Below are 11944 nucleotides of genomic sequence, written 5' to 3' on the forward strand. Positions count from 1 at the left end.
ATCAAACAGATTTATAGAGAGTTGACACTGCTGTGGAATTCTCTATAATTCACCTCATTGCGGGAATAGCTCAGTTGGTAGAGCATAACCTTGCCAAGGTTGGGGTCGGGAGTTCGAGTCTCCTTTCCCGCTCCAGAATACGAAAAACCCTTATCGAAAGATAAGGGTTTTTTATTGTGTTTGAAAAAAATTTATTAATAAAATGCATATCTCAAATCACTTATTCATCCTCTTTTACCCTGACAATTTTTTTGGGTTAGTCATGACAAAGTGCTATTGTGGATAAACTTTAAAACTTTCAATCCCTTTCATAACGATATCGTTTCATGACTTATAAATTAAATGCTCGTCATCTAATTCTAGATCTTTTATATGCATCTAAAAACTCCACCCTGTCTATTAAGCGGATCTTAGCTGCTGCTGAATTATTAGGTATATCTGACAATGGTATCCGTGTCGCTGTAGCCCGATTAAATCAGGAAAATGTCATTCAAGCTGTAGAGCGCGGCGTGTATCAATTGCTAGAGAAAAAATTCGATACTTCTTTTATCAGCTTAAACAAACATCCTGATATGCAAACGGCGACTACATGGAACGGAAAATATGTGCTGGTCTATACCGGTACTTTGGGACGTGTAGACCGTACGGCATTATCTAAAAGGGAAAAAGCGCTACGTTATTATGGTTTTCAGGAACTAGAGCAAAATGTTTTTATTCGTCCCGATAATTTAACGCTAAATCTAAGTCCATTAAAAACAGCTGTAATCCAGTTTGGATTAGATCCTGACGCACGTTTTTTTCAAGTCAGTCAACTGGAAAGTGAAACCGAAATTCGTGATTTATGGGATATCGAAGAGCTACATCAGACCTATCATCAAGTACAGCATGATATTAACGACTGGTTTGAAAATTACCAAAATCTGACTTTAGCAGAGGCTGCAAAAAGTGCTTTTTATTTAGGTAAATCTGCCCTATTTAGTTTGCGTGCTGACCCTTTGCTTCCTGCAGAATGGATAGATACCGAGGCTCGACAACAATTTGAGCTCGCAGTCCGCAAAATAGAAAAACAGGGACAACTTTTATGGCAACACTATTTTAAAGACCAAGGGCTCTAAATTATTTCTTTTTTATACACAAAAATAAATTGACTGTAATATTTCATCCAAATATATTGAATATAGCAATAAGAACTAAATATAGGCAGAAGAATGAACAGCAAGGTCAGTGTCACAGAACTTTTTAGTCGTGATGAAATTAAAGAACTCACCACGACCTCAGACTTGCACGGTGCCTGGGCAGTAGGTTCGACATGGACTGTAATTGTCATGACCTTTGGCACGGTAGCCTATAGTTGGGAGTATTTACCTACGTGGGGAAAAGTACTGATGTGTGCGCTGGCACTGGCCATTCTTGCTGGACGCCAGCTTGCACTGGCCATCTTGATGCATGATGCTTCGCACCATAGTCTTTTTAAAACCAAATGGTTGAACACTCATTTGACTGACTGGCTCTGTGCACGCCCGATCTGGAATGATGTCAGCAAGTATCGTCCTTATCATCTGAAACATCATGCTAAAACCTCGCAACCAGATGATCCTGACTTGGGGTTGGTAAAAAATTTTCCCATTACTCAAAGCTCACTATTCAGGAAATTCTTCCGTGACCTGAATGGGCAATCTGGGCTTAAATTTCTCGCTGGTCGAGTATTAATGGATCTTGAGTTACTGGAATGGAGTGTTTCCAACGACCCCAAGCCAATTCCGCGTGGTGATCGCAGCAATCTAGAGTTAGCGAAAAACTTGCTTAAAAATAGTTCTGGTATGTTGATCTCAAATGCTGCGATTTTTTCTGCACTGTGGGCCAGCGGCCACCCTAAACTGTATTTATTATGGCCTCTCGCCTATATCACTCCATTTCCTTTGTTCATCCGCATCCGCGCCATGGCTGAGCATGCGGGCCTAGAAACCAGTCATTCTGCCCTTAGCAATACCCGAACTACTCGTGCAGGTTGGTTGGCACGTGCTTTGGTTGCCCCGATTCATGTGAACTATCATATTGAACATCATTTGATGGCCTCTGTTCCGCATCAAAAGCTGGCGAGAATGCACCAGATGTTAAGGGAGCGTCAGTATGTCGATGCTCCACCAAGTTATCTGGATGTGATTCGCTCACTTTTAAAAAAATAAAAAATATTTCTGCTGTTAAGACTATTCAATTGTAATGCTGATGGCTTTCGGCATGTGAGTGCTGATGTGAGGATTGTCCCCGATGTTCCGGCGGACAATCTTCCGCTTCGATCTGCAAGGTCATTTCGGTAATATGATGCTCATGGTGGAGCATCTCAAAGGCCTGATGACGCAGTTTCTGATAATCCACATTCGGCGCAACCAGATGCACGGTCAGCATGACTTTTTTGGAAGTAATCGCCCAGACCTTGAGCTGATGAATATCCTGGACCCCATCAAGCGCCAAAAGATCGTGACGTAATTTTTCAATATCAATTTCCTCCGGCACACCTTCAAGCAGAATATTGATGCTCTGTTTCAGCAAAATCCAGGTTCTTGGCAATACCCAAAATCCGATTAATACTGCAATGAGTGTATCTATCCACATCCAGCCGGTGAAATAAATCACTAGTGCTCCAATAATCACGCCTACAGATCCCAGTGCATCACTGAGCACTTCCAGATATGCACCTTTGACATTGAGACTTTCCTGACTGCTGGACACCAGTATTTTCATGGAAATCAGGTTAATGATCAGCCCCAAAACAGCAACAATCATCATGCCAAGGCTCTGGATTTCTGGTGGATGACTCAAACGCTGATAAGCTTCAAACAAGATATAAATCGCAACTATAAACAGCATCAAGGCATTAAACAGGGCAGCCAGAATTTCAAAACGCTGATAACCAAATGTCCGTTTATTGTCTGCCGGTTTTTGTCCAATTTTGATAGCGACTAAAGCAATAGCCAATGCAGCAGCATCGGTAAACATATGCGCCGCATCAGAAAGTAGGGCCAAACTTTGAGTCAGAAAACCGGCAATTACTTCCACAATTAAAAAAGTGGTGGTTAATGCCAACGCTATTGATAATTTTTTGGCATTTTTTGCAGTCACAGTGACATGACTATGCTCATGATGATGTGAATTCCCCACCGCCCACTCCTTCATTATTCTTTAACGAGGACTTTATCCTCACTATCTTTCAAGTTTTATTCTGATTCATATTACGCTTGAATTTTACCTATTTAAGTAGGTTTTTTATGAACTGTTTTATCAGTCGGCATTAAATTAAAGTTTTAGCTTTTTCATGTTCTTCCAGCCACGCCTGTACCGAAGCACGCTTAAAATTACCCTCGACATATTCTATTATTTTCACAGGAAGTTTCACCTGATGGCTCAGCAACCGATGCAATATAAAGGCCAGATCAAAGTCTGCAATTGACCAGTGTTCAGTTAACCATATATCCTCCAGCATATGTTCTGCCACATTTAACAATCGCTGAATTTCTTCAGTTATCGGAGCTGTAAGAGGTGTAGATATTTTTGGTGGATGAAATACCGAATCGGAAGGCATTTGCTGGCGGATTTGCATAAAATCGGTTTTGACCAAGGCTTGTATAGCGCGGCATTTGGCTCTGGCCTGAATTTCCTTAGGATATAAGGCCGGATAACTTGGAGCCGGAAAGGTATCTTCCAAGTATTCAGTGATTGCCCATGATTCAAACAGGCTAAAGTTATCTACTATTAAACACGGAACTTTAGCACTTGGACAAATAGCCTGATAAGCCGCAGATTTCTGTTGCTGCTGATCTAAATCAATCACGATTTCCTGAAAATCTAAACCCTTTTCTTTTAAGGCAACATAAACCGACATGGCATAGGGGCTGATTCTGTTTTTATCGACATATAAACGTATATTTTGCATATCCTTGATCCTGATGGTCTTGTTGTTTTTATTCAGTACGGCAGTCTTACTCTACTCTCTTTCCTACACAAAAGAAAAAATGAACTGCTTAATGTAGTGATCACACGGAAATTTTTAGAAACTTTCTGATAGCGCAGCGATGCTCATTATTTTCTATTTTGCACAGGATCGGTAGATAAAGCCTTTTATTTTGCTTTTGATTCACGTTAAATTAAATCATTCTCTTGATATCAAAAAACTATGCTGAACTTAGCCCACCTCCCCGATACCGTTTATGCCATTCAACATCTCGCTTTTGAAGACTTAGGCGCTTGGGAAGATATTTTTTATCAGCTCGGCTTACGTGTGCGTTATTTCGAAGCCGGTATCGATGATCTCACTAAGGCTTTTGAACATCCCGGATTAACAGTCATTCTCGGTGGCCCGATTGCAGTCTATGAAACTGAGGATTATCCTTTTTTACAACAGGAAATAGACTTACTTAAAGTTCGCCTGCAAAAGAATTTACCGACATTAGGCATCTGTTTAGGTGCGCAATTAATTGCTGCTGCATTGGATGCTGAAGTCTATCCAGGAGATGTAAAGGAAATTGACTGGTCTAAACTCAGTCTTGCTTCTATTGAAAATAATCCACTAAAAGCTCTGGATGATATTGACGTCCTGCATTGGCATGGTGATACCTTTGACCTACCTGAACAGGCTGAATTGCTGGCCAGCTCTGATCTTTATCCAAATCAGGCCTTTCGGGTAGGACAGAACATTCTGGCACTACAATTCCATGCTGAAGTGGCCAGTGAAAGTTTAGAGAAATGGCTGATTGGACATACCTGTGAGTTACGCAAAGCCCAGATCAATATTCCCGCCTTACGGGCGGATCATCAAAGCTATGCGCCCGCGCTTGAACAGGCAGCCAGTTCGGTATTGATGCATTATTTAGAAAACCTGCAACTTAAATAACCGTAATAAAAAAGCACCCTGTTGGGTGCTTTTTTAATTTGTCATTCTTACTTTTTCGGAGCAGGTACAGAAGCCTCAGTAGTAATGTTCACTGTAATTTTATCGCCCACATTTGGAACATAACCGCCTACCCCAAAGGCTGAACGGTTAAATGAAGTGGTTGCATTAAAACCAATCGTTTGTAATTTGGTCATTGGGTGCACACCTTGTTTGTTTAAAACCGCATCCAGTACCACAGGTTTAGTGACATCTTTCACGGTTAAGTTACCGGTGATTTTGTATTTGTTTTTGCCTAGAGCCTGAACTTTAGTACTTTTAAAAGTGATATTCGGATATTTGGCAGCATCAAAAAATTCTGCTGTCTTAATATGGTCATCCAGTGCTTTCACATTCGTATTAATGCTTGCAACCGGGATATTCACATTGACCGAGGAATTCACAGGTTTTGCATTATCAACATTAATGGTACCCTGGATGTCACTGAAGTTTGCAGATGGTGTAGAGAAACCAAAGTGGCTCCAAGAGAACACCGTTGCTGAATGAGTCGGGTCAATCGTATAGGCCACTGGTTTTGCCATAGAAACTGTTGCTACAGATGCGACCGCCAAGCCTAATGCTAATGTTTTGAAATTCATGTTTTTATCTCACGTTTTGGATGTTATTAAGTGTATAGAATCTGGAACCGTTTACAGCCCTAAAGATAAAACGTTTTGTTGCAGCGATGAAACGATAAAATTGTAAGTTATTTTTTTAATTTTTGAGCTTTAATCCATACGGTACTGGATGAATCCAGTTTTCTTGGCGACTTTGTTATACAACGCTTGTGCCTGATGGTTTAATTCATGAGTCAGCCAGTAAACCCGGTCGCAATTACGCTGCTGCGCGACCTGATAGACATGCTGAATCAGCTTGCGCGCCACGCCCTGTCCGCGATAATCAGGATGGGTAAATAGATCCTGTAAATAGGCATAGGGTCTTACTGTCCAGCTACTGTTATGTTCGATGACATGCACAATCCCTACGACCTTTCCATCAATCAAGGCCGCAAAACCGTACATTGAATCTAACTCATAATTAGTTAATTTATCCCAGGTATTTTTACTTACCTCATCCGAAATTTGGGTCTGATAAAAGCGTTGATAGTCTTGCCATAAAAATAGCCATTCCGGCTGTGATATTTGCTCTAGAGATTTGATCTGGATCTGGCACTGTATATTCATGTTTAACTGCTTCTTTGGCTTATTTCTTTAATTTAAGTCGTTTCAATAGTGGTCGCTGAATTTTTATAGCGGCCTAAACTTAGCTTTATCTCATCTGGTGCTCATAAGCAACCTGTCAGATGAAAATCATCCGGCATAAAAAAAGTCCCAATCAGGGACTTTTCATGCATTATGTTTAAAGTTTTTCAACCAGAATACGATCAACCTGTTTTAGGCCAGTCGTCTTTTCATGATTTTTACGACGCACTTTAATGACCTTTTCTTCGGCTAATTCTTGCAGCATTAAATCAACTGCAACCATCGCTTCAAGAGGTAATTCCTGTCCGATCCACTTGAGTTCGCCTGCATCCATTAAAGTAATTTCATCGTTAATTTGTTCATACAAGCTCATGTTCATCTCACTCTTTCATTTCGACTATGGGAGAACTTTCTAACGATTGCCACATGAAAACAACGCTAAAAAGCGAAAAAATAAAAAACGCCCCTTTAACTGGGGCGTCTTTTTAACCTATTAATCGAATTGATTAAGCGGTAATTTCTTGCACTGCTGCAACCACTGCTTCGGTGGTAATACCGAAGTATTGGAACAAATCTTTTGCAGGTGCAGATTCGCCATAAGTGGTCATACCGATAACACGACCATCAAGACCTACAAATTTCCACCAGTAATCTACATGTGCAGCTTCAACAGCAACACGTGCACGAATATTTGATGGAAGAACCGCTTCACGATAAGCTGCATCTTGCTTCATGAATTCTTCAGCACATGGCATAGACACGACACGCACGCCTTCAAGCTGTGCATAAGCTTCCATTGCCAGAGATACTTCAGAACCAGTGGCGATGATGATGGCTTTCAATTCACCTTTTTCTTCAGCCAATACATAACCACCTTTCGCAGCGTTCTCAATTTGAGCTTGAGTACGAGTCTGGAATGGCAAGTTCTGACGAGAGAAGATCAATGCGGTCGGACCTTCAGCACGCGTTAATGCAGATTTCCAAGAAATTGCTGCTTCAACGGTGTCACATGGACGCCATGTGTTTAGATTTGGCGTACCACGAAGGGATGCGATCTGCTCAACAGGTTGATGCGTTGGACCATCTTCACCTAGACCAATTGAGTCATGCGTATACACATGGATCACGCGCTGTTTCATCAATGCAGACATACGTACCGCATTACGTGCATATTCCATAAACATCAGGAATGTTGCTACATAAGGGATGAACCCGCCATGCAGTGCAACACCATTCGCGATTGCAGTCATACCGAATTCACGTACGCCATAGTGTACGTAGTTACCTGCCGGATTGTCCTGTAAGCCTTGCGCGCCTTTCCAAAGGGTCAGGTTAGAACCTGCAAGATCCGCAGAACCACCTAGAACTTCTGGCAATAATGGAACAAGTGCTTGCAATGCATTTTGGCTGGCTTTACGCGTTGCAATTGTTTCAGCTTTGGCATTCACTTCTGCAATATAGGCATCCGCTTTTGCAACGAAGTCAGCCGGTAATTCACCAGATAAACGACGTTTAAATTCAGCGGCTTCAGTTGGATATTTTGCAGCATAAGCAGCAAATGTTTCGTTCCAAGCTGCTTCTGATTCAGCACCTTTAGCTTTCGCATCCCAAGCTGCGTAAACATCTTCAGGAATTACAAATGCTTCATCAGTCCAGCCTAGTGCTTCACGAGTCAAGACGATTTCGTCATGACCGAGTGGTGCACCATGACTGTCTTCTTTACCTTGCTTGTTTGGTGAACCTAGACCAATCACAGTTTTACAAATAATGATGGTTGGTTTAGCAGTTTCAGCTTTAGCTTCTAAAGTTGCCTGACGGATTGCATCTGCATCGTGGCCATCAACTTTAATCACTTGCCAGCCGTACGCCAGGAAGCGTTGTTCTGTATTGTCAGAGAACCAGCCTTCCACTTCGCCATCAATCGAGATGCCATTGTCGTCATAGTAAGCAATCAATTTGCCCAGACCCAATGTTCCTGCCAAAGAACATGCTTCGTGAGAAACACCTTCCATCAAACAGCCATCGCCAAGGAAGCAGTAAGTGAAGTGATCTACAACTTGGATATCGTCTTTGTTAAATTGTGCAGCTAGGGTTTTTTCAGCCAGTGCAAAACCAACAGCATTCGCGATGCCTTGACCTAAAGGACCAGTCGTCGTTTCAATTCCTGGCGCATAGCCCAATTCCGGGTGACCAGGTGTTTTAGAATGAAGTTGACGGAATGCTTTTAGATCTTCAATCGAAAGATCGTAGCCCGTTAAATGAAGAAGCGCATATTGAAGCATAGAGCCATGGCCATTTGACAATACAAAACGGTCACGGTTTGCCCAATTCGGGTTGGTCGGGTTGTGGTTCATGAATTCACGCCAAACCACATCAGCGATATCTGCCATCCCCATTGGAGCACCTGGATGTCCTGAGTTTGCTTTTTGCACAGCATCCATTGCCAATACACGAATTGCGTTTGCAATACGACGTTCATTAAGCGGGGTTGTCATAAATCAGAGTCCAAAATATTCAGAAATAGGAAATGATGAAAAGACTTTCAAAACTGCTGTCTATTGTCTTAAAAAAACAGCGAGGGGTAAAGACTAACCAACAATATTTATCAGTTTATTGAGTGTCTCTTGCCTTATCGTACAATTATTCCACATTTCTTCTTCGGCTTTGATTCGCTCTACTGGTTTACAGATTGAATTATCCTGCATTTCAAAAGCGACTTTAATTTCTGTATCTGGATTTCAAGCTGATAAACAGGATTGAATTTATGCTGATTTTGTTTCTATTTCATAGGTCTCACACCATTATTTTTGAAGAAAATTCATACAATTCTCTGATCTATTCATAATGTAATTTGTATTAAATTTTATAAAATATTGGCAGGATTGTTTGATATACAGGTGAAATCTAATTTGCTTAGGCTAATTTCCAACCTCGGCAGACTTATTGTCCTTGACAATCTTTAGGCAAATAGCGCTGCTGAATATCAGTGGAATAACATTTGTCACTATGAACATCAAAAGCGACTGATTTCCCGCGAATGGCCATATCGACTCCCTGCTCTCGTATCTTGAACTCTATCCGGCAAGCGGCATTAATAACGACTTTTTCGATATATTGACCATGCCCACCAATCTGGCGTCCGGCATCACAGTGCTGATCCGAAGCAATAAACTGGGTTCGATATGCTCCAGCCTGTTCAAACACTTCGGCCAATTGATTACGCACGACATAAGCTTGATAACTCATAAAAGCCATCGTCACTAAAATCGCGATAATGATGAGCACGATCAGCACTTCAATCAGGGTAAATGCCTTTTGATACATGATTTCTGATCTCCTTACAGTCTTGCTCCAAGAAGTCCATAGCAAAAAATGTCGCCATTCCTAACCAGCTAATGTGGAAGACTTAGCGCTAATATGAAGATATACCCGAACATCAACAAGACATTTGGTCGCAAGGCGCACAGCCTGAATCTGCTTTATTGATGTAATGATCACTTGCTTAAGTAAATTTTGAATTTTGAGCTTTGTATTTTTTCTATCGTCTATTTTTTTAAGATTTAATCGGAAATCTAAGCATTTAATTTTCTGACAGTCTGACGGATTAAAATATTGTTGCTTCATATTCCCCAATCAATAATGCTGTCTAAATAGACATATCAATTTTTTTAATTCTATTAATCAATTAAAAACACAATAATTTGAAACAATTTCGACCAATTTTGTCGTGTTAAGCTAGTCCTAGAGCGCAACTCGATGTAACATATCGGGTCTTTAAAATTAACTGTGATAGGACTATGCGCGAGTACGCTGTATTTACTTCGGAATCTGTAAGCGAAGGCCATCCAGATAAAATGGCTGACCAAATCAGTGACGCTATTTTGGATGCAATCTTAAAAGAAGACCCATATGCACGGGTTGCTTGTGAAACGCTTGTAAAAACAGGTGCGGTTGTACTTGCCGGTGAAATCACAACGACAGCAAATGTTGATTTTGAGGCAATTGTACGTCATACCGTAAACGGAATTGGTTATCACCATTCTGATCTTGGTTTTGATGGTTCAACCTGTGCCGTGATCAACATGATTGGTAAACAGTCACCTCAAATTGCTCAGGGTGTAGACCGCCAGAAACCTGAAGATCAGGGTGCCGGTGACCAAGGTTTAATGTTCGGTTATGCAAGCCGCGAAACTGATGTATTAATGCCTGCGCCGATTTCATATGCGCATCGCTTGATGGAAAAGCAGGCTGAATTACGTCGTAATGGCACCTTGCCATGGTTACGCCCAGATGCAAAAAGTCAGGTAACTTTTGCTTATGAAAATGGCGTACCAGTTCGTTTAGATGCAGTCGTTCTTTCAACTCAACATGATCCTGAAATCACTCAAGCAAACCTGAAAGAGGCTGTGATTGAAGAAATCGTGAAGAAAATCATTCCTGCTGACATGTTCCATGCAGACACCAAATTCCACATCAACCCAACGGGTATGTTTGTGATCGGTGGTCCTGTAGGTGACTGTGGTTTGACTGGCCGTAAAATTATCGTAGATACCTACGGCGGTATGGCACGTCACGGCGGTGGTGCTTTCTCTGGTAAAGATCCATCTAAAGTTGACCGCTCTGCTGCGTATGCAGGTCGTTATGTGGCGAAAAACATCGTTGCTGCTGGCTTGGCTGACAAGTGTGAGATTCAGGTGTCTTATGCGATTGGTGTTGCTGAGCCAACTTCAATTTCAATCAATACATTCAATACTGCAAAAGTCTCTGAAGAATTGATTATTGCACTGGTTCGTGAACATTTCGACTTACGTCCATATGGCATTACCCGTATGCTTGACCTGATCCAGCCAATGTATAAGCAAACTGCTGCTTATGGTCACTTCGGTCGTGAAGGTTCAGATACTGCATTTACTTGGGAAAAAACTGACAAAGTGGAAGCGCTTAAAGCCTCTGCTGGTCTATAAGTTTTTCTTAAAAAAAGCCTGCATCATGCGGGCTTTTTTATGTCTTTCATTTCTTCATTTTTAGAATTATCTCTGGCTCATGATGCCAAATATCTAAATACCAAACTTCATACTATAATCTGCATGTCGAATGATAGTTTTGAAGCTCCCCTCTCTGTGAATATCACTATTCCATGAAACTTTAAACAACTTCCGACTGTGCCATTACAGTATAAGTATCGAAAAAAGTTACAGTTAATCAACAAATGTTGATCTATTTGCTAGCATAAATCTAAACAAATGGCTGCTAAATTAGATTGCAGCTCTACAACAACAAAAGGATATTACTCGATGAATAAATTACTGATTGCTTTAGGTTTGGCGACCACTGTTGCCTTAGTCGGCTGTAGTAAAGAAGAAGCGCCTGAAACCGGCGCAACCACAGGTGAGCATTTAGAAAATGCAGCCAATCAAGCCGGTCATGATATGGAAGATGCCAGCCGTGAGGCTGCGGTAGAAACCGAACGAGCAATGGATAATGCCGCGGAAAATACTGCTCAGGCAGCGGACGAAGCAGCTGCTGCAACGTCTAGAGCAGCAGATGCCACTGCGGAAGCAGCACGTAAAGCAACTGCAGCAACAGCTGCGGCAGTTGAGGAAGGTGCCGGAGAAGTTCGGGAAAAAGCTGAAAACTGATTTTAGGATTCAGCTTGATGTTTAAAAGCCTGCGATTGCAGGCTTTTTTATCAGAGATGATTTTAAATATCGAATGATCTAAATTGAAATTGCATTATTTCTTGATGGGATCAATTTTTTATCTAAATGATTCGATAAAATCAAATAAATTGATAAAACTTATCAAGTATTAGAATGAC

At 41.3% G+C, this 11944-nt stretch carries 12 protein-coding genes and 1 tRNA gene; 6 read left to right on the plus strand and 7 right to left on the minus strand.

Annotated features, from left to right (window positions below; translation table 11 throughout):
* Positions 1–59: 59 nt before the first annotated feature.
* The 3 genes from J7649_RS04690 to J7649_RS04700 all read left to right on the plus strand — a co-directional run bounded on the left by J7649_RS04690 (position 60) and on the right by J7649_RS04700 (position 2186).
* A tRNA-Gly gene (locus J7649_RS04690) sits at positions 60–135 on the plus strand.
* A gap of 191 nt (positions 136–326) precedes the next feature.
* Positions 327–1115, plus strand: coding sequence for a PaaX family transcriptional regulator C-terminal domain-containing protein (locus J7649_RS04695; RefSeq protein ID WP_219309583.1), 789 nt, complete (start codon positions 327–329; stop codon positions 1113–1115).
* A 93-nt stretch (positions 1116–1208) separates the two neighbouring features.
* Entirely contained in the window at positions 1209–2186 is a 978-nt protein-coding gene (locus J7649_RS04700) for a fatty acid desaturase family protein (protein WP_219309585.1), read from the plus strand.
* 25 nt (positions 2187–2211) lie between these two features.
* Here J7649_RS04700 and J7649_RS04705 read toward each other — a convergent pair whose 3' ends face one another.
* On the minus strand, positions 2212–3159 hold the full coding sequence (locus tag J7649_RS04705; RefSeq protein WP_219309587.1) for a cation diffusion facilitator family transporter: 948 nt from the start codon (positions 3157–3159) through the stop codon (positions 2212–2214).
* Positions 3160–3289: 130 nt separating this feature from the next.
* Positions 3290–3931 (minus strand): glutathione transferase, encoded by a 642-nt coding sequence (yfcF, locus tag J7649_RS04710; RefSeq protein ID WP_219309589.1) that lies wholly within the window; start codon positions 3929–3931, stop codon positions 3290–3292.
* Positions 3932–4171: 240 nt separating this feature from the next.
* Between yfcF and J7649_RS04715 the strand changes: the two genes are divergently transcribed.
* The gene (locus J7649_RS04715; protein ID WP_219309591.1) at positions 4172–4888 is read left to right on the plus strand and encodes a glutamine amidotransferase; all 717 of its coding nucleotides are present in this window, start codon (positions 4172–4174) and stop codon (positions 4886–4888) included.
* Between the two features lie 47 nt (positions 4889–4935).
* On the opposite strand, the gene J7649_RS04720 is transcribed toward J7649_RS04715, so the two are convergent.
* The 5 genes from J7649_RS04720 to J7649_RS04740 form a co-directional block, all read right to left on the minus strand.
* Positions 4936–5523: a YceI family protein gene (locus tag J7649_RS04720; RefSeq protein WP_219309593.1), complete on the minus strand. Its 588-nt coding sequence runs from the start codon at positions 5521–5523 to the stop codon at positions 4936–4938.
* A gap of 129 nt (positions 5524–5652) precedes the next feature.
* Complete coding sequence (locus J7649_RS04725; RefSeq protein WP_004729882.1) at positions 5653–6108, minus strand: GNAT family N-acetyltransferase; 456 nt, start codon at positions 6106–6108, stop codon at positions 5653–5655.
* Positions 6109–6283: 175 nt separating this feature from the next.
* A complete protein-coding gene (locus J7649_RS04730; protein ID WP_004729883.1) occupies positions 6284–6499 on the minus strand; it encodes a hypothetical protein in 216 nt (71 codons plus the stop codon).
* A 133-nt stretch (positions 6500–6632) separates the two neighbouring features.
* Positions 6633–8621, minus strand: a complete 1989-nt coding sequence (tkt, locus tag J7649_RS04735; RefSeq protein WP_219309595.1) for a transketolase — start codon at positions 8619–8621, stop codon at positions 6633–6635.
* A 445-nt stretch (positions 8622–9066) separates the two neighbouring features.
* Positions 9067–9450 carry a prepilin-type N-terminal cleavage/methylation domain-containing protein gene (locus tag J7649_RS04740; protein ID WP_219309597.1) on the minus strand — a complete coding sequence of 128 codons (384 nt, stop codon included), beginning with the start codon at positions 9448–9450 and terminating at the stop codon, positions 9067–9069.
* Positions 9451–9923: 473 nt separating this feature from the next.
* Here J7649_RS04740 and metK point away from each other — a divergent pair, with 473 nt between their 5' ends.
* Together metK and J7649_RS04750 are read left to right on the plus strand one after the other, a co-directional pair.
* A complete protein-coding gene (gene metK / locus J7649_RS04745; RefSeq protein WP_219309599.1) occupies positions 9924–11090 on the plus strand; it encodes a methionine adenosyltransferase in 1167 nt (388 codons plus the stop codon).
* 330 nt (positions 11091–11420) lie between these two features.
* Entirely contained in the window at positions 11421–11765 is a 345-nt protein-coding gene (locus J7649_RS04750; protein WP_005104359.1) for a hypothetical protein, read from the plus strand.
* Positions 11766–11944: the final 179 nt, after the last annotated feature.

The organism is Acinetobacter lwoffii, from assembly GCF_019343495.1.
In the GTDB taxonomy this organism is placed as follows: Bacteria; Pseudomonadota; Gammaproteobacteria; order Pseudomonadales; family Moraxellaceae; genus Acinetobacter; species Acinetobacter lwoffii_P.